General features: G+C 26.9%; 15 protein-coding genes and 1 pseudogene. 12 read left to right on the top strand and 4 right to left on the bottom strand.

Annotated features, from left to right (window positions below):
* Positions 1–35 precede the first annotated feature (35 nt).
* Positions 36–416 carry a DUF4363 family protein gene (locus ATCC9714_RS10740; RefSeq protein ID WP_038293362.1) on the bottom strand — a complete coding sequence of 127 codons (381 nt, stop codon included), beginning with the start codon at positions 414–416 and terminating at the stop codon, positions 36–38.
* Between the two features lie 19 nt (positions 417–435).
* Entirely contained in the window at positions 436–1,086 is a 651-nt protein-coding gene (locus tag ATCC9714_RS10735) for a DUF421 domain-containing protein (RefSeq protein WP_021127949.1), read from the bottom strand.
* Positions 1,087–1,271: 185 nt separating this feature from the next.
* Here ATCC9714_RS10735 and miaB point away from each other — a divergent pair, with 185 nt between their 5' ends.
* From miaB to gltA, 3 genes are all read left to right on the top strand, one after another.
* Entirely contained in the window at positions 1,272–2,705 is a 1,434-nt protein-coding gene (miaB, locus tag ATCC9714_RS10730) for a tRNA (N6-isopentenyl adenosine(37)-C2)-methylthiotransferase MiaB (protein WP_021127948.1), read from the top strand.
* 199 nt (positions 2,706–2,904) lie between these two features.
* Complete coding sequence (locus ATCC9714_RS10725; protein ID WP_054631586.1) at positions 2,905–3,795, top strand: sulfide/dihydroorotate dehydrogenase-like FAD/NAD-binding protein; 891 nt, start codon at positions 2,905–2,907, stop codon at positions 3,793–3,795.
* Positions 3,796–3,797: 2 nt separating this feature from the next.
* Positions 3,798–5,198, top strand: coding sequence for an NADPH-dependent glutamate synthase (gene gltA, locus ATCC9714_RS10720; RefSeq protein WP_057545251.1), 1,401 nt, complete (start codon positions 3,798–3,800; stop codon positions 5,196–5,198).
* Positions 5,199–5,229: 31 nt separating this feature from the next.
* Here gltA and ATCC9714_RS10715 read toward each other — a convergent pair whose 3' ends face one another.
* Entirely contained in the window at positions 5,230–5,838 is a 609-nt protein-coding gene (locus ATCC9714_RS10715) for an NUDIX hydrolase (protein ID WP_021125839.1), read from the bottom strand.
* A 347-nt stretch (positions 5,839–6,185) separates the two neighbouring features.
* Between ATCC9714_RS10715 and rbr the strand changes: the two genes are divergently transcribed.
* The 3 genes from rbr to ATCC9714_RS10700 all read left to right on the top strand — a co-directional run bounded on the left by rbr (position 6,186) and on the right by ATCC9714_RS10700 (position 9,715).
* Positions 6,186–6,722 carry a rubrerythrin gene (gene rbr / locus ATCC9714_RS10710; protein WP_021125837.1) on the top strand — a complete coding sequence of 179 codons (537 nt, stop codon included), beginning with the start codon at positions 6,186–6,188 and terminating at the stop codon, positions 6,720–6,722.
* Between the two features lie 26 nt (positions 6,723–6,748).
* The gene (locus ATCC9714_RS10705; protein ID WP_054631583.1) at positions 6,749–7,906 is read left to right on the top strand and encodes an amidohydrolase; all 1,158 of its coding nucleotides are present in this window, start codon (positions 6,749–6,751) and stop codon (positions 7,904–7,906) included.
* 168 nt (positions 7,907–8,074) lie between these two features.
* Positions 8,075–9,715, top strand: a complete 1,641-nt coding sequence (locus tag ATCC9714_RS10700; RefSeq protein ID WP_057545250.1) for an ABC transporter substrate-binding protein — start codon at positions 8,075–8,077, stop codon at positions 9,713–9,715.
* Between the two features lie 120 nt (positions 9,716–9,835).
* On the opposite strand, the gene ATCC9714_RS10695 is transcribed toward ATCC9714_RS10700, so the two are convergent.
* Positions 9,836–10,327 carry a hypothetical protein gene (locus ATCC9714_RS10695; protein ID WP_057545249.1) on the bottom strand — a complete coding sequence of 164 codons (492 nt, stop codon included), beginning with the start codon at positions 10,325–10,327 and terminating at the stop codon, positions 9,836–9,838.
* Positions 10,328–10,526: 199 nt separating this feature from the next.
* On the opposite strand from ATCC9714_RS10695, the gene mutS reads away from it, so the two are divergent.
* The 6 genes and pseudogenes from mutS (at position 10,527) to ATCC9714_RS10665 (ending at position 18,636) form a co-directional block, all read left to right on the top strand.
* A complete protein-coding gene (gene mutS / locus ATCC9714_RS10690; RefSeq protein WP_057545248.1) occupies positions 10,527–13,325 on the top strand; it encodes a DNA mismatch repair protein MutS in 2,799 nt (932 codons plus the stop codon).
* Positions 13,326–13,435: 110 nt separating this feature from the next.
* Positions 13,436–15,421, top strand: a pseudogene (gene mutL / locus ATCC9714_RS10685) (DNA mismatch repair endonuclease MutL).
* A 16-nt stretch (positions 15,422–15,437) separates the two neighbouring features.
* Positions 15,438–16,379 carry a tRNA (adenosine(37)-N6)-dimethylallyltransferase MiaA gene (miaA, locus tag ATCC9714_RS10680; RefSeq protein WP_021127937.1) on the top strand — a complete coding sequence of 314 codons (942 nt, stop codon included), beginning with the start codon at positions 15,438–15,440 and terminating at the stop codon, positions 16,377–16,379.
* A 66-nt stretch (positions 16,380–16,445) separates the two neighbouring features.
* Positions 16,446–16,706 carry an RNA chaperone Hfq gene (gene hfq / locus ATCC9714_RS10675; RefSeq protein ID WP_021125821.1) on the top strand — a complete coding sequence of 87 codons (261 nt, stop codon included), beginning with the start codon at positions 16,446–16,448 and terminating at the stop codon, positions 16,704–16,706.
* A 125-nt stretch (positions 16,707–16,831) separates the two neighbouring features.
* Positions 16,832–17,869, top strand: coding sequence for an AAA family ATPase (locus ATCC9714_RS10670; protein ID WP_057545247.1), 1,038 nt, complete (start codon positions 16,832–16,834; stop codon positions 17,867–17,869).
* Positions 17,869–18,636 (top strand): DUF3226 domain-containing protein, encoded by a 768-nt coding sequence (locus ATCC9714_RS10665; protein WP_057545246.1) that lies wholly within the window; start codon positions 17,869–17,871, stop codon positions 18,634–18,636. The genes ATCC9714_RS10670 and ATCC9714_RS10665 overlap by 1 nt, the downstream gene beginning before the upstream one ends.
* The last annotated feature ends 49 nt before the right edge of the window (positions 18,637–18,685 follow it).

The following is an 18,685-nucleotide window of genomic DNA, read 5'->3' as shown; positions in this document are numbered from 1 at the left end:
TATAAAAAGGATTTAGACATATGTCTAAATCCTTTTTATAATATATGGTCAAGATTATGTTTTTCTGACTCTATCATTCGATGAAGATATATTTTAATTGATTCTATTTCATCTAAACATGTTCCTATATCTTGTAAGTAAATTCCATTAGATAATATATTAAATGAAAGCTCGATATCACCTAAATGACAATGATTTAATAACTTAAACCAAAATTTAGAGTCTTCATTAAAGTTATTTTTTAATTCGTTAGTGTATTCATAAGAAGTCTTCCAATCTTCTTCTTTTACATACATTTCTAAAGTATTTAATGACTCATTATATCTTGAAGCAAAGTCTTCGGCTTTAAAAGATATGAAAACTCCAAATACAACAAGCAGTATAGTCCATATTATTGTAAATACTATTGATTTCAAAGTATCACTCCTTAGATGATTATTTTTTCTGTATGAAGAAGTTGTCTTGTTCATCAAGTATACAAATTAATGTTTCATTAATTGAATTTATATTATTTTTTTTCAATATTGATAAAATCCAATTTTTATCTTTATTAATTAGATCTAAATTAGTTTTTAATAATTCTCCATCTAAAATTAAAGGAAGAGGTATTCGTTTAAAGTTTTTTGTAGGTACTTTTTCATAGCTAGGAGTGGGAACAATACTAAGATTACCATCTGTTTCAAGGATTGCATAATAAACATCTTTTAAATTAAAATAACCTTGAATACGAAGTTGTTCTAATAGTTCATCCATAGTCACTCGCTCAGCTTTAAGCTCACTATAATTAATTTTCCCCTTATCTATTAGTATGGCAGGCTTTCCATTAAAAATAAGCCTTACACTTCTAAATTTTAGTGTAAGGTAGGATATTATTATTTGCATAAATACTAACCCTGTAATAGAAGCTATTCCATAAACTATAGGTATTTCATTGTTTTGCATAGGGATAGCAGCAACTTCTGCAATTAATAGTGTTATTACTAAATCAAAGGAATTCATTTCTGCAATTTCACCCTTACCCATAACTCTAAGAGCTATTAAAACTGCTATATATAAAAGTATACTTCTTATTAAAACTACAATCATATTTTCCACCCTTTATTATTTATTATCGCTTAAAGTATATATACTAGTATTTGACGTTATTAAAAATATATACCAACAAATGTTGAATGATATCTTTAAAATAAAGCTTAAATTTGATATAATTAATTTTAAATTCAAAAAATCGACAATTTAAAATTAGTGAAGTAATTTAAGGAGGGCTAGTTGTGGCTAAAAGAAAACAAGTACACGTTCCTATAGAGAAGATACAAGAACAAGATAGATTTATAGAGGCTATAGCAGAAACTACAAATAGATACTATGCTATACATGGAAGAAAGCCGAGATATATGATACAAACTTTTGGATGTCAAATGAATGAACATGATTCTGAAAAGTTATGTGCAATGTTAGATGGTATGGGATATACTCAAGGATTAACTGCAGCTGAATGTGATTTAGTTATATACAATACTTGTGCAGTAAGAGAGAATGCAGAACTTAAGGTATATGGAAATTTAGGGCAATTAAAATCTCTAAAAAAACAAAATCCAGATTTAAAAATAGCTGTATGTGGGTGTATGATGCAACAAAGCCATGTTGTAGAAGAAATTAAAACTAAATATAGACATGTAGATTTAGTTTTTGGAACTCATAATTTATATAAATTCCCAGAGCTATTAGCTAATTCTATGGATTCAGAAAAAACACTAATAGATGTATGGGATGTAGATGGAGAAGTTGTAGAAGGACTTAGAAGTAATAGAAAATTTGAATTAAAGGCATTTGTAAACATAATGTATGGATGTAATAATTTCTGTACTTATTGTATAGTACCATACACTAGAGGTAGAGAAAGAAGTAGAACGCCAGAGGATATAATTAACGAAATAAAAGAATTAGTTGCAAATGGGACAAAAGAGATAACATTACTTGGACAAAATGTTGATTCATATGGTAAAACATTAGAAAATCCAATAAGATTTGATCAATTATTAAGAATGGTAAATGATATAGAAGGGTTAGAAAGATTAAGATTTATGACATCTCATCCAAAAGATATATCTGATGAGGTTATATATGCAATAAGAGACTGTGATAAAGTTTGTGAATACTTACATTTACCAGTTCAATGTGGAAGTACTAGATTACTTAAAGAAATGAATAGACATTATACTAAAGAATACTATCTAGAAATAATTGAAAAAGCTAAAAAGGAAGTTCCAGATATTGCTTTCTCTACAGACTTAATGATAGGATTCCCAGGAGAAACAGAAGAAGATTTACTTGATACTATAGATGTTGTTAAAAAAGTTAGATATGATTCTGCATTTACATTTATATATTCAAAGAGACAAGGAACACCTGCAGCTAGAATGGAAAATCAAATACCAGAAAATGTAAAACATGAAAGATTCAATAAGGTATTAGAAGAAGTAAATAAGATATGTGAAGAAATAAGCAAATCATATGAAGGAAAAGTTGTTGAAGTTTTAGTTGAAGGAAGAAGTAAAAATGATGAAACTAAATTTACTGGTAGAACTAGACAAAATAAGTTAGTTAATTTCAAATCAGATAGAGAAGATATAATAGGAACTCTTGTAAATGTTAAAATTACAGAGTCAAAAACATTCTCTTTAAATGGAGTAATAGAAAAATAGAAAATTATTTTTAAAAAACAGCCACAAAGGCTGTTTTTTTATGTATAATATAGATGTAAATGTTATAAAAGCTAATTAATTTTATATATATGAAATCGTATTCAGAAACTTTGGAAAACATTATCAATTGGGGAATTGATATATACGATATATATATAAAATTAAAATATAAATTATTTGGCAGAATGGAGATAGAGTTATGGGAAGTAAAATTGTAAAAAAGAAGAAACTGACAGATAGCATTTATTTAATGGATATAGAAGCTCCAAGAGTTGCAAAAGCTTCTAAGCCAGGACAATTTATTATTGTAAAAAATGATGAAAAAGGTGAGAGGATACCTCTTACAATAGCTGACTATGACACTAATAAGGGAACTGTTAGTATAGTATTCCAAACTGTTGGAGCTAGTACTAAACAACTTGAAACATTTGAAGAAGGGGATTATGTAGCTGATTTTGTCGGACCATTAGGCATGCCTAGTGAGTTTGTTGAAGAAGACATAAATGAATTAAAAAATAAAAAAATGATATTTGTAGCTGGAGGAGTTGGAGCTGCGCCAGTATATCCACAAGTTAAGTGGTTTAAAGAACATGGAATTGATGTTGATGTTATAATTGGATCTAGAACAAAAGATTTACTAATTTTAGAAGATGAAATGAGAGAAGTCGCTGGAAATCTTTATATTTGCACAGATGACGGTACATATGGATTTAATGGAAGAGTTACAGATTGCTTAAAAGATTTAGTTGAAAATCAAGGGAAAAAATATGATCATGCAGTGGTTATAGGCCCTATGATAATGATGAAATTTATGTGTATGCTAACTAAAGATTTAGGTATACCTACTACAGTAAGTTTAAACCCTATAATGGTTGATGGAACAGGAATGTGTGGAGCATGTAGAGTTAATGTTGGTGGTAAAATAAAATTTGCATGCGTAGATGGTCCTGAATTTGATGGTCACCTAGTTAATTTTGACGAGTCTATGAGAAGACAGGCTATGTACAAAACAGAAGAAGGAAGAGCCATACTAAAACAAGAAGAAGGGGATACGCATCAACATGGCGGATGCGGATGTGGAGGTAATTAATCATGAGCAAAGTTAAAGTACCAGTTAGACACCAAGAAGCTGAAGTTAGAGTTAAAAATTTCGATGAAGTTTGTCTAGGATATAACAAAGAAGAAGCGATGAAAGAAGCAAGCAGATGTCTAGAATGTAAAAAACCAAGATGTGTATCTGGATGTCCTGTTGAAATAAATATTCCTGGATTTATTGGAAAATTAAAAGAAGGAGACATTGAAGGAGCAGCTAAAGTAATAGCAAAAGATAGTTCACTTCCTGCTGTTTGTGGAAGGGTTTGTCCACAAGAAAATCAATGTGAGGGTCTTTGCGTTTTAGGTATAAAATCAGATGCGGTATCAATAGGAAAATTAGAAAAATTTGTTGCTGATTATTCTAGAGAGCATAATTTTGATTTAGTACAAACAGAAGAACCAAATAATAAAAAAGTTGCTGTTATAGGAAGTGGACCAGCTGGACTTGCTTGTGCTGGGGACTTAGCAAAATTAGGATATGATGTTACTATATTTGAAGCTATGCATGAAGCAGGTGGAGTTTTAACTTACGGAATACCTGAATTTAGATTACCTAAAGATGGAGTTGTTAAGCCGGAAATTGAAAATATTAAAAGTTTAGGTGTAAAAATAGAAACTAATACAATAATAGGTAGAACTATAACTATAGATGAATTATTAAATGAAGAAGGATTTGAAGCTGTATTTATAGGATCAGGAGCAGGACTTCCTAAATTTATGGGAATTTCAGGGGAAAATGCTAATGGAGTATGTTCTGCAAATGAGTTTTTAACAAGAGTAAACTTAATGAAAGCATATAAAGAAGATTATATGACTCCTGTAAGAACAGGAAAAAGTGTTGCAGTAATTGGTGGGGGAAATGTTGCTATGGATGCTGCAAGAACAGCAGCTAGATTAGGAGCAGAAACTCATATAGTATACAGAAGAAGTGAAGCTGAACTTCCAGCTAGACTAGAAGAAGTACACCATGCTAAAGAAGAAGGAATAATATTTGATACGTTAACTAATCCAGTAGAAATTTTAACAGATGAAAGTGGAGAAGTAAAAGGAATGGTATGTGTTAAAATGGAATTAGGAGAACCTGATGATTCAGGAAGAAGAAGACCACAAGTTATAGAAAACTCTGAGTTTATAATGACTGTGGATACAGTTATTATGGCACTTGGAACATCTCCAAACCCACTTATAACATCTACTACAGATGGACTAGATACTAATAAATGGGAATGTATAGTTGCTGATGATAATGGAGTAACTTCAAAAGATGGTGTTTTTGCTGGAGGAGATGCAGTTACAGGAGCAGCTACAGTTATATCTGCAATGGGTGCAGGAAGAAAAGCTGCTAAGGCTATAGATGAATATCTTAAAAATAAAGAAACAGAAATGACTAATGCATAGATAAAAAAGAACTCCTTGAGGAGTTCTTTTTTTATGATATTATATCTAGAAAATTTTCAAGAATTTTGCCTGTTATGCCCCAAATAACATAGTTTTTGTACTTGTAAAATAAAGAGTCATAAAATCCAGGTTGAAATTTATAATTTTCTTTATGGGGAATTAACTCATAGGGAAATTCATCGTTAGGAATTACTGTAACTTGATTTCTAAAAGACATTGGTTTATTTTTTAGTAAATAAGATATAGGAACCAAAAACGTATGATCAACTTCATCTGGACTAGGATTAAGTTCATTGTGATTTTTTAAAAATCCAACAAATGGGTGTATTATCATGTTAGATGGATTTACAAATAAATCCAATTCAGATAAAATTTCTATACTATCTTTTGTTGTTCCAAGTTCTTCGCAAGTTTCTCGTATACAAGCCTCTATAGGGGACTCTCCTTTTTCAATCATTCCACCAGGAAAAGAAATTTCACTAGGTTGAGATCTTAAACTTTTAGACCTAACTTCGAATAATATGAAATGAGAGCCATCGATATTTATTATAGGAATTAATACCGAAGCTTTTTTCATATTCTCATGACCATTTATGTAAGGTTTAAATTCCCTGAATTTTTCTTTTAAGTTATTTTCCATTTTAAATACCTCAATTCTAATGTTTAACTATAATAGTATTATACAAATATATAATGGATAATACATATATATAATTATAAAAATACTGAAAAAATTAATACATAATTATTTTGATAAGATTTATTAAATTATTTACAGACTTAGGCACTTTATCTGAAAAGAACTCAAATTTAATATTTTTATCATTTTTTATTTTCATAGTAACTATTTTATTATATATATTCCTCACAAAAGTAAATTTAAATAAATTATAACATATATAGGAAAAAGATTTCTTTTAGTAATAAATTTAGCTAAAGTTTAATATTAAAGATAATAAGTAATATTTAACCCTAAGGAGGATTTATATGGATCTAAAGAATAGTAAAACTGCGAAAAATTTAATGGAAGCTTTTGAAGGAGAATCAAAAGCAATGACAAAATATAATTTTTACGCTGAACAAGCGAAGAAAGAAGGATACAATAAAATAGCAAAATTCTTTGAAGAAACTGCAAATAATGAAAGAGCTCATGCTAAAATATGGTTTAAATTATTAAACAATGGAATTAAATCAACTTTAAATAATTTAAATGAAGCTTCAGAAGGTGAAAATTTTGAATGGACTGATATGTATTATAGATTTGCAAAAGAAGCACAAGAGGAAGGGTTTGATGATATAGCATATTTATTTAAGTCTATAGGTAAAATTGAGAAACAACATGAAGAAAGATACTTAGAGTTAATTAGTCATATAGAAGAGAACACAGTATTTAAAAAAGATGAGGATATAAAATGGAGATGTATGAACTGTGGACATATTCATCAAGGTAAAAAGGCATTAGCAATATGTCCGGTATGCTCTCATCCAAAAGCTTTTTTTGAAGTTAGTTGCGATTGTATGTAGAAAGTTAAATTTAGTAGGAGGAATTTATGCTGCTTATAAAAAATGGTAAAATTTTCACAATGACAGGTAAAAATCTACATAATGGTTGTGTATTAATAAAGGATAAAAAAATAATTGCAATAAATGAAACAATAGAAGAAACAAAATTAATGACAGTAATAGATGCAAAAGGAGCATGGGTAATGCCAGGAATAATAGAAGCTCATTGTCATATAGGATTAAGTGAAGAAGGAATAAGATTTGAAGGGGATGATATAAATGAATCAACTAGTCCTATAACAGGGCATCTAAGAGCTATTGATGCTATAAATCCCCTAGACCAAGCATTTAAAGATGCAATTGCCGGAGGGATAACATCTGTAATGACGGGACAGGGAAGTGCTAATGTATGTGGCGGAAAGTTTTTATTTATGAAAACAAGTGGTAAATGTATTGATGATATGATAGTAAAGGATGAGGCTGCTATGAAAGTTGCATTTGGAGAAAATCCAAAGAGAGTATACTCATCAAAACAAACAACTCCATCTACTAGAATGGCAACAGCAGCTATATTAAGAGAAGCTTTATATAAAGCTATAAATTATAAAAATAAAAAAGAAGAAGCGCTACAAAAAGGAGATTACTTTGAGTTGGATTTAAAACAGGAATGTTTTATGGATGTTTTAGATAAAAAAATTCCTTTAAAAGCTCATGCACATAGAGCTGATGATATTTTAACGGCTATTAGATTAGCGAAAGAATTCAATTTAGACATGACTTTAGATCATTGTACAGAAGGACATTTAATACCTGAATATATAAAAAAATCAGGATTTAGCGCAATAGTTGGACCAAGCCTAACAAATAGGAGTAAGGTTGAACTTAAAAATAGGACATTTAAAACTGCAGGAGTTTTAAATAAATATGGAGTAGATGTAGCTATAACTACAGATCATCCTGTTGTTCCAATTCAATATTTACCTATATGTGCAGGATTTGCAGCTAAAGAAGGGTTAGGTATAGAAGAATCATTAAAAGCTATAACTATAAATCCTGCAAAAATATGTGGAGTTGAAGATATAGTTGGAAGTATTGAAGTTGGAAAAGATGCAGATATAGCTATATTTACAGGTAACCCTATGGAAGTTTTTTCTGAAACTTTATATACAATAATAGATGGAAATATTGTATACTCAAAAGAATAATTAAAAATAAAGGAAAGTATTTTAAAGATGATTTTTTCATTTTTATACTTTCTTTTTTTTATACAAAAATTAAAATAAATTAACATAATAGAAAATGGCGAATGAAACTATGTACCTAATAACTTGTTTTTTAATAAAATATAATAAATTGTAAGGGGGATAGGATATATGCTATTTAAAAAAAAGATATCGTGTAGTTTACTAGTAATACTTATGAGTACTATTGGTTTATATGGATGTGAAGGTAAAGACTTAGGAAAACAGGATATAGAATCTAAAGAGTTATTAAAAAATAAAGATGCAAGACTTGCGATAACTATGGCAATAGATAAAGAAAAAATAACTAATGTAATATTAAATAATGATTCAAGCCCTGTTAACTATTATACACCTGAAGGATTAGCAATTGATAATCATGGGAAAGATTATCGAGATATTGCAGGAAATATGGGGAATGACTATGATTTAAAAGAGGCTAAAGAACATTGGGAAAAAGCTAAAGAAGATTTAAATTTTAAGAATGTTACAATAGAAGTTTTAACATCGGATGCAGAAAGTAGTAAAAGAGTTGGCGAGTTTTTCCAAAATCAATTGCAAACTAATTTAGATGGATTAAAGGTAGAATTAAAACAAGTACCTTTCAAACAAAAGCAACAATTAGAATCGGAAGGAGATTATGATTTAGTATATAGTTCTTGGGTAGCTGATTATCCTGATCCACTAACTTTCCTAGAGACTTTTACAACTAATGGTAAGTTTGGTAAAAATAGTGGTTATGATAGTAAGGAATATAATGCCTTAATTGAAGAAGGAAAAAATGCAACGTCTATTTCAGAAAGTTGGAATAAGTATGCAAAAGCAGAAGAAATACTTTTAAGTGATGCTTTTTTAATGCCATTGTTTCAAAGTAGTAGTGCTTATATACAAAAACCATATGTAGATGGAATAACAATAATACCTTATGGAGCTAAATATGCATACAAGTGGGCAAATGCAGAAGATAAAAATGAGTTGAATTTAACTAGTAACTCTGATATTCCATCACTTGATATGAGCAAAGCTACAGATTCTTTATCTTTTAGTGTAGCAAATAATGTAATGGAAGGACTAGTAAGAGTTAATAATGACGGTGAAATAGTTGAAGGAATAGCAAAAGAATGGAAATCATCAGAGGATAAAAAAACATGGACTTTCTATTTAAGAAAAGATGCTGTTTGGAGTAATGGGGATCCTGTAACAGCAAAAGATTTTGAGTTTGGATTTAAAAGAACTTTAAATCCAAAAACTGCATCTCAATATGGATTTATAATGTATGATATAGTTGGAGCAGAAAATTATAATATAGGAAAAACAACAGACTCAAACAGTATTGGCATTAAGGCTATAGATAATTATACATTGGAAGTTAAACTAAATAGACCTGTAAATTATTTTGATAGATTAATGTCATTTCCAGTATTTTTCCCTCAAAATGAAAAGTTTGTAAAGGAACAAGGAGATAAATTTGGAACAACTGAAAAAACAACTTTATATAATGGACCATTTACATTAACTAAATGGAAATTAGATGATATATATATAATGACAAAAAATCAAGGATATTGGGATAAAAATGCTATAAAATTAGAATCTGTAAATACTAAGATAGTAAAAGAAGGTACAGCAGATGTTAATTTATATGAAAATGGAGATGTAGATTTTATTGGAATTTCAAATGAGTTTATAGATAAATATAAAGATAGTATAGAATTTAGTACAAGTAAAAATGCAACAACATTTTTTATGTTGATAAATGGAAATAATAAATAAAAATAAGCTCCTTATGTTAACAAATAGCAAGTAAAATACTTGTTATGTTTAACATAAGGAGTATGGTTTAGTTTATTGATATATTTATACAGGAGTTTAATTTATATTAATCTGTGATTATTAGTAGTTACAGCTTTTTTTATGCTTTTTACAATATTCACAGTTGCATTTTCCATAATCTTCATCTTTTTTATGATCATTTTTATCATTATAATAATAGTCATTTTTATTATAATGATTTTCGCCATAATTGTTGTAATTATTTTCATAGCAACTATCTTCATAATATTTAGCATCATGTATAGTTTTTGTATCATAGTGATATACATCATATTCATAATAATGATCTGTAATATAATCATAATCAGTTATATAATAGTGATTACATTTTTTATAATAATTATCATAGTAGTTTTTGTTTTCTATACAGTAATCTTTACCATCTATACATTTATAGTTTTCATAGTGATTAACGTCACCTTTTATTTTCTTGCAGCAGTCATCATGATGATGATGATGTTTGTTACATTCACAACAACATTTATCCCATTTATCACACTTATCATATTTTTTGTGATTATACTTGTTACATGACTCATTATAATATCCCATTGAATAACAACCTCTCTTATTTGATTATTTATATAGTGATATAGTAAAGTAAAGTTTTAATTAAAACTTAATTTTACTATACTAATATATATGTAAAAAGACAGGAAAGTGTGATTGTTTATTAATTTAGAATTTAAAATTTTTAAATACAAATGCTTAAATATGATATAATATGTAAAATGTAGAGGAGGATTAGAGTATGAGTATAGATAAAAGCAAATTAACTCCTATGATGAGGCAATATTTTGAAGTTAAAGATAGATATAGAGACTGTATAATGTTTTTTAGATTAGGTGATTTTTATGAAATGTTCTTTGAAGATGCTATAGTTGCTTCAAAAACTTTAGAAATTGCTTTAACAGGAAGAGAATGTGGCATGGAGGAAAGGGCACCTATGTGTGGAATTCCATTTCATTCATCACAAAATTATATATCAAAGTTAGTTGAAAATGGGTATAAAGTTGCTATATGCGAACAAGTTGAAGATGTCAATGCATCAAAAGGTATAGTTAAAAGAGATGTAGTAAGAGTAATAACTCCAGGAACTGTACTTGAAGGAAGTTTATTAGAAAATAAAAAAAATAATTACTTATTAGCTGTATATACAAAAGATAATAAAATAGGAATTTCTTACACGGACATAAGTACGGGAGAAGTAAATTCTACATATTTAAACGAAGATAAATTAGTAGAAGAAATTGCTAAAATTCATCCAACAGAAATAATTGCAAATGACATAAAAACTTTGGATAAAATAAGAACTATAGCTAGCTTAAGTAATATATATATAAATGAAAACTTTGATGAGAGTTATTTAGATTCAAAAATTTTAACTGAATATTTTGAAGAAGATTATTTATCAAGTTTAAAATTAGATGATAGTGAACTTATAAGTTCAAGTTTATGCATTATTTTAAACTATATATATAACACTCAAAAGCAAGTAACATCAAATATAAATAGTATAAATATATATAATTCGCAAGAGTATATGGTATTAGATATGTTTACAAGAAATAATTTAGAGTTAACATCTACCATAAGAGGTAACTCTAAAAAGGGATCATTACTTCATGTTTTAGATAAAACATCAACAGCTATGGGTGGAAGGATGCTTAGAAAATATGTTGAAGAGCCCTTAGTAAATAAAAATAGAATTGAAAAAAGATTAAATGTAATAGAAGAATTAAAAGAAGATTTCATGTTGAGAGAAGATCTAATTGATATATTAAAAAATGTATATGATATAGAAAGAATTTGTGGAAAGATTGCCTTTGAAAAAGTAACACCAAAAGAAATGATACATTTAAAAAATTCAATAGAAAAACTTCCAAAGCTTAAAGATACTATAAATTTATCAAGTGCACAAATACTTAAAAATTATATAAACAATATGGACGACTTAAACGATATATACTCTTTAATTGATAGTGCAATATTAGAAGAACCATCTATAACTATAAAAGATGGGAATATAATAAAGTCAGAATTTAACGATGAATTAAACTCTTTAAGAGATATATCTAAAAACGGGGCTTTCATGATAAAGGAAATAGAAAATAGAGAAAAAGAGAAAACCGGAGTTAAATCTTTAAAAATTGGATTTAATAAAGTTTTTGGATATTATATAGAAATTACAAAATCAAATTTAGCAAATGCTAAAATAGATGATAGCTATGTAAGAAAACAAACTTTAAGTAATGCAGAAAGATATATAACTTCAGAGTTAAAGGAAATAGAAGATAAGATATTAAATGCAGAAGATAAGATAAAAAGCTTAGAATATGAAATATTTGTAGAAATAAGAAATAATATATATGATAATATAGATAGAATACAGTCAGTTGCAAAGATTATAGCTAATGTAGATGTTTTTGTTTCATTAGCTACGGTTGCGTATATTAATAATTATGTAAAACCACGTATAAATGAACAAAATAAACTAGATATAAAAAATGGACGTCATCCAGTTGTGGAAAGTATAGTTGGAGAAGAAAATTTTGTACCTAATGATACTTATTTAAATCAAGGTGAAAATATTATAAATATAATTACAGGGCCAAATATGGCAGGAAAATCTACTTATATGAGACAAACTGCAGTTATAGCTTTAATGGCACATATAGGATCTTTTGTTCCTGCAGAATATGCAAATATACCAATATTAGATAGAATTTTTACTAGGGTTGGAGCTAGTGATGATTTAGCACAGGGACAATCAACATTTATGGTAGAAATGACTGAGGTATCGCAAATTTTAAAAAATGCTACAGATAAAAGTTTAGTAATACTAGATGAAATCGGAAGAGGAACTAGTACTTATGATGGTATAAGCTTAGCTTGGTCTATTGTTGAATATATTCAAGCAAATATAAAATGTAAAACTTTATTTGCAACGCATTATCATGAATTAGTAGAACTTGAAGATGAGTTTAGTGATGTAAAAAACTATTCGGTTGCTGTAAAAGAGAATAATGATGGAATTGTATTTTTAAGAAAAATAATAGAAGGTGGAGCTGATAAGAGTTACGGAATCTATGTTGCAGAACTTGCAAAGTTACCTGAAAAAGTTATATACAGATCTAGGGAAATTTTAAAAGATTTAGAAAAAAATCATATACAACAAGACCTAAGTAGTAATAAAATCTTAACAGGTGAAGATACTAGAGAAGCTAAGTATAGTGATAAAGCAAATGACTCTATAAACGATAAATTAAAATTAGATTATGATAAATTAACGGAAGAATTAGAAAGAAAAAATGATGAGTATAATTTAAATATTGGACGTTTAAAGAGTGAGATAAATAAATTAAAAAGAGAAAATAAAGAACTTAAAAAAGATAAAAATGAAGATGAAGTTGCTGTAACTCAAATTACATTTGATAATATACATGATGATGAGTTAACTAAGGAAATTAAAAATTTAGATATTTTAAATATGACGCCGTTAGATGCTATGAACGCTTTATATAAATTACAACTCAAAGTAAAAAAATAAATTAAAATTAATAAGGATTATAGCTAGCTATAATCCTTATTCTAACAGGTACAAGAATATAATTATTAAAAAGATATAATTTTTTATACTAAAATATAAAGTGAGGTGAGATTATGTCTAGAATTAATATATTAGATGAAGCTACAATAAATCAGTTACAAGCAGGAGAAGTTGTTGAAAGACCAGCATCTGTTGTTAAAGAACTTATAGAAAACTCTGTAGATGCGAAAAGTAAAAAAATAATAGTTGAAATAGAAGATGGTGGAAAAAAACTTATTAGGATAACGGATAATGGAAATGGTATAGAATCAAGTGAAGTAGAAAAAAGTTTTTTAAGACATGCAACTAGTAAAATAAATAAGATAGATGATTTATACGATTTATATTCCTTAGGATTTAGAGGAGAGGCATTGGCATCAATAGCATCTGTATCTAAAATAGAAATGATTACAAAACCTAAAGATGAAGCTGTTGGAACAAAAATTCTAGTTGAAGGTGGGAATATAAAATCTAAGGAGCCTGTGGGAACTAATACTGGAACTACAATAATTGTTAGAGATTTATTTTTCAATACTCCAGTTAGACAAAAGTTTTTAAAATCAACACATGCAGAGACCATAAATATAAGTGATTTAATAAATAAGTTAGCAATAGGAAATCCTCATGTGAGTATAAAATATATAAATAATAAAAAAACTATGCTAAACTCACCTGGGGATGGAAAGCTTATAAATACAATAAGAAGTATTTATGGGAAAGATATAACTGAAAATTTAGTAGAAATAAATCATACTGGCCAATTTTTTAAGATAAGTGGATATATAGGCAATAACAATGTATATAGAGCTAACAAAAACTTACAACATATATATATAAATAAAAGATATGTAAAAAGTAAAGTTATACTAGATTCTATAAGTGAAGGATATAAGTCGCTTATACCAATAAATAAACATGCAGTCTGTTTCTTAAATATAGAAATAGAACCTTCTAAGATAGATGTAAATATACATCCTACTAAACTTGAACTGAAATTTGAAAATGAACAACAAATATATGTAGAACTTAAGGAACTTATAAGAAAAATTTTAATTAGATCAAATTTAATTGGCAAGTATGAATCTTTTGATAAAAAAGAAGTTACTTATAAAAGTCCAAATATAGAATTTTGTATCAACAATAAAAGTGAACCAGTTAATAAAGAAAATTTAAACCAAGGTATATTAAATAATTTAGAAAAAGAATACCAAAGTCAGACTTATACATTTGAAGAGTTAAAAGAGGTAAATGATATAAACACTGATTTTAAAAATAAAGAAAGTAAAGAAATAGTAATTTTAGATGAAACTATAGATTTAAATAAGGTATATAGTTTTAATGATTTACTAGATCTTGAAAGTAAAGTAGAGTCTGAGGAAGAAGAAAAGAAACAAAAAGAAGAAATAGATTTTAGTGAAATTAAAAATTCTAACATAATCGAAGAACAAGTTGAAATATACAATGAAGAAAAACATTCCTTTAATTTAAATGAATATATTCTTATTGGAACCATTTTTAAAACTTATATTGTACTTCAAAAAGGTAATAACATGTATTTACTAGATCAGCATGCAGCTCATGAAAGAGTATTATATGAAAAATATATGGACAAGTTTTATAAAATGGATATAAATATGCAAATGTTACTAGATCCTATAGTTATAGAACTATCTAATCCAGATATGTTACAGGTTGAAGAAAATATAGATTTATTTATGAAATTTGGTTTTGAAATAGAAGTTTTTGGTAATAATCATATCATGATTAGATGTGTACCAACTATATTTGGAAGTCCTGAATCTGAAAAATTTGTACTAGATATAATCGATAATATAGAAGAAATAAAAAATAGTTATGAATTAAAAGGTGAAAAGTTTGCATCTATGGCATGTAAGTCGGCTATAAAGGCTAATGATACTATATATGAAGAGGAAATTAATAGTTTATTAAAGCAAATTGAAATGTGCAAAAACCCTTTTACATGACCACATGGCAGACCGATATTTGTAGAAATATCAAAGACGGAAATAGAAAAAATGTTTAAAAGAATTATGTAAGAAAGAAGGGAATAGCATGAAAAAAATACCTTTAGTTATACTAACAGGACCAACTGCTGTAGGAAAAACTAATTTATCTATACAACTTGCAAAAAAACTTAATATGGATATAATTTCAGCAGACTCAATGCAAATATATAAGTATATGGATATAGGTAGTGCAAAGGTAACTGATAAGGAAATGCAAGGAGTCAAACACTATTTAATAGATGAAGTTAAACCTGATTTTAGTTTTTCAGTATCTGAGTTTCAACAAAGGGCAAATAATTATATAAAAGAAATTGTAGAACAAGGAAAATTACCATTAGTAACTGGAGGAACTGGTCTATACTTAAATTCTTTAATATATAATATGGACTTTGCAAAATCTGATGCTGATAATGAACTAAGAGAGTCTTTGAGAATAGAACTTGAAGAAAAAGGTATAGATTATATGCATGATAAGTTAAAGAAATTAGATGAAGAAGCTGCATCTAGAATTCATAAAAACAATACAAAAAGAGTTATAAGAGCTCTAGAAGTATGTTTAAGTGGTAAAAAAATGAATGATTTTAGTAATGATTTAAAACTTAATGATAAATATGAGCCTATAATAATTGTATTAGATAGAGATAGAAAACACTTATATGAAAGAATTAATTTAAGAGTAGATATAATGATTAAGGAAGGTTTAGTAGAAGAAGTAAAAAAACTATTAAATATGGGATATAGTAAAAACTTAATCTCTATGCAAGGTATAGGATATAAAGAAATTATTAAGTACTTAGATAAAGAGTATACTTTTGAGGAAGCTATTGAAATCATAAAAAGAGACTCTAGAAGATATGCTAAAAGACAATTAACATGGTTTAGAAGGTATGAAAATGCTAAATGGTTTGATTTAGATCAATACAACAATGGGCAAATACTTTTAGATGATGTAATTACTTATATTGAAAAAAAGGTAAATGTTGTGTAATATAGAATATAATATATATATAATAAAAAATAAATACGATAAATCATTTTGGAGGGTATTAAACTAATGAAAAATACAGTTTTAAATTTACAGGACTTATTCTTAAATAATGCAAGAAAAGAAAGAATACCTGTAACAATATTTTTAATGAATGGAGTACAAGTTAAGGGATTTGATAGCTACATAGTTTTATTAGAAGGTGAAAATAAGCAACAAAATCTTATATATAAACATGCAGTATCTACTATAATACCAGGAAAACCTATGAACTTTACTAATAACAACAACCAAGGATACAATAAAAACTCTAATAATGAAAATAAATAATTAAATAAAAAGTCTTGGATAAACTGATTATCTGAGACTTTTTTTATTTTAAAAATTAATAAAGTTATATTACCACTCTTTCTTTTATATAATTTATTAAATTATATAAAAGAAAGAGTGGTAATATGAGTTACTTAAGTTATTTAAATATAAAGAAATTCCGTGGAATAAGCAATTTAGAAATAGAAAACTTAGTAAATATTAATATAATTGTTGGAGATAACAATAGTGGAAAAACATCACTTTTAGAGTCAATAGCATTTTTAGAAAAACCAGACAGTATAAAAAACATGCTTTTAAATGCCTCAAGGCGAGATAGTAATAAAATTTCAAAATTTGAACTTTTTTTAGAAATATTTCCTAAAAATCAAAATAATATCAGGGATATACAAATAGAATCTATAATAAATAATATAAAAAATGAATTAAAAATAGAAGGAAAAATAAGTGAAGTGGTTGACTTTAATAGTAGAAATAGCTATTTTGATAGCAAAGTTTTTGAAGGGTATGTTAATTTAAAAAAAGACAATGAAGAAATATTAAATAAAGAAATATATATTCAAGAAAATAAACAAATGAGGTCATCTGAAGACTTAAATTTAATAAAGATTACATATATGACTCCTTATGATCATTTCATTGAAAATATGTTAAATAATACAATTGAAGTTATTAAAGAAGGAGATAAAGATAAGATAGTAAAGATATTAAAGTTATTTGATGAAAATATAATTGGATTTGAAGTACTTCCTAACTTAAAACAAAATAGTTCTTCTATATATATTCACCATAAAATCTATAACTTAATGCCATTATCTAGTTTTGGAGATGGAGTGAAAAAGGTACTAACTTTAGCATCAGGGCTTATAAATGCTAAAAATGGTATTTTATTAATAGATGAAATTGAAACGGCTATATATAAAGATATGATAAGTGATGTTTTCAAATGGTTCGTAAAATCTTGTATGGAGTATAATGTTCAATTGATTTGTACGACACATAGTCTAGAAGTTATAGATTCAATAGTGGAAGGAATGGAAAATAATATTTCGAAATTAGCTTGCTTTAGAATAGAGACTATAGATAATGATATGAATGCTACAAGATTTTCAGGTAGTAAGTTAAAAGATATAAGAACTATTTTAGGTCAGGATGTGAGATGATGAAAAATATATTATTTTTTGTTGAAGGAGTTCACGATGCAAACTGTGTGGCTAGAATATTAGAGGTAAATAATTTTAAAGAAATAAAAAATTTAGAAAATCTACCTAATATGTGGAAGCGTAAAATACCTAGGACTTATCCTTTTACAAAAGACAAATTAGATAGATATATTCCTATTCCAAATTATTTTACAAATCAAAAATATTTATCTGTTATAATTTGTACAAATGGAGAGGGAAGACTTTTAAAAGAAATTGATTTATATATCAGTAATATGAATTTAGGAGAACTTAGAGAGATAGAAAGTATATGTGCTATTTTTGATGCAGACCAAACAGAGGCAGAAAAAGCTTTTGAAAATAAATTTAAGCATATAAAAAAAGATATGATTATAACCAAAGGAGATTTTAAAAAAGGATATTTTAATATTAAAAATAAGAAAATAAATCTTTATAATTACTTTTTTCCAAATAACAAAGATAAAGGTACTTTAGAAGATTTATTACTAGAGTCAGCTAAAGAGATATATTCAGATTTGTTTTATCAAGTAAATGAATACATTCAAAATATTGATTTGAAATATAAATATAACTGGACTATATCAAGTGAGAATAAAGTTAAAGTAGGATGTATAGCTAATGTTTTTCAGCCAGGAAGTGCAAATCAAAACTCAATAAGGCATGATGATTGGATAAGTAAGCAAAGTATAGATAAGTGTAAATATGTAAGTGATTTTTATTTTTTTATAAAAAATATAATTACATAAAAAATTATGTTTTCAATTGAAAAAAATGGGTATATATAAAATGAAAAAA

This window comes from Paraclostridium sordellii, from assembly GCF_000953675.1.
Classification (GTDB): domain Bacteria; phylum Bacillota; class Clostridia; order Peptostreptococcales; family Peptostreptococcaceae; genus Paraclostridium; species Paraclostridium sordellii.
The sequence above is the reverse complement of the archived record's forward strand: the minus strand, read 5'-3'. Positions and strand labels throughout refer to the sequence as shown.

Bases quoted from the DNA above. Each gene is read 5' to 3' on its own strand.
- gltA (WP_057545251.1), top strand. From the start codon at position 3,798: ATGAGCAAAGTTAAAGTACCAGTTAGACACCAAGAAGCTGAAGTTAGA.
- miaA (WP_021127937.1), top strand. From the start codon at position 15,438: ATGAAAAAAATACCTTTAGTTATACTAACAGGACCAACTGCTGTAGGA.
- ATCC9714_RS10705 (WP_054631583.1), top strand. From the start codon at position 6,749: ATGCTGCTTATAAAAAATGGTAAAATTTTCACAATGACAGGTAAAAAT.
- hfq (WP_021125821.1), top strand. From the start codon at position 16,446: ATGAAAAATACAGTTTTAAATTTACAGGACTTATTCTTAAATAATGCA.
- ATCC9714_RS10700 (WP_057545250.1), top strand. From the start codon at position 8,075: ATGCTATTTAAAAAAAAGATATCGTGTAGTTTACTAGTAATACTTATG.
- ATCC9714_RS10715 (WP_021125839.1), bottom strand. From the start codon at position 5,838: ATGGAAAATAACTTAAAAGAAAAATTCAGGGAATTTAAACCTTACATA.
- mutS (WP_057545248.1), top strand. From the start codon at position 10,527: ATGAGTATAGATAAAAGCAAATTAACTCCTATGATGAGGCAATATTTT.
- ATCC9714_RS10725 (WP_054631586.1), top strand. From the start codon at position 2,905: ATGGGAAGTAAAATTGTAAAAAAGAAGAAACTGACAGATAGCATTTAT.
- rbr (WP_021125837.1), top strand. From the start codon at position 6,186: ATGGATCTAAAGAATAGTAAAACTGCGAAAAATTTAATGGAAGCTTTT.
- ATCC9714_RS10670 (WP_057545247.1), top strand. From the start codon at position 16,832: ATGAGTTACTTAAGTTATTTAAATATAAAGAAATTCCGTGGAATAAGC.
- ATCC9714_RS10735 (WP_021127949.1), bottom strand. From the start codon at position 1,086: ATGATTGTAGTTTTAATAAGAAGTATACTTTTATATATAGCAGTTTTA.
- ATCC9714_RS10665 (WP_057545246.1), top strand. From the start codon at position 17,869: ATGAAAAATATATTATTTTTTGTTGAAGGAGTTCACGATGCAAACTGT.
- ATCC9714_RS10695 (WP_057545249.1), bottom strand. From the start codon at position 10,327: ATGGGATATTATAATGAGTCATGTAACAAGTATAATCACAAAAAATAT.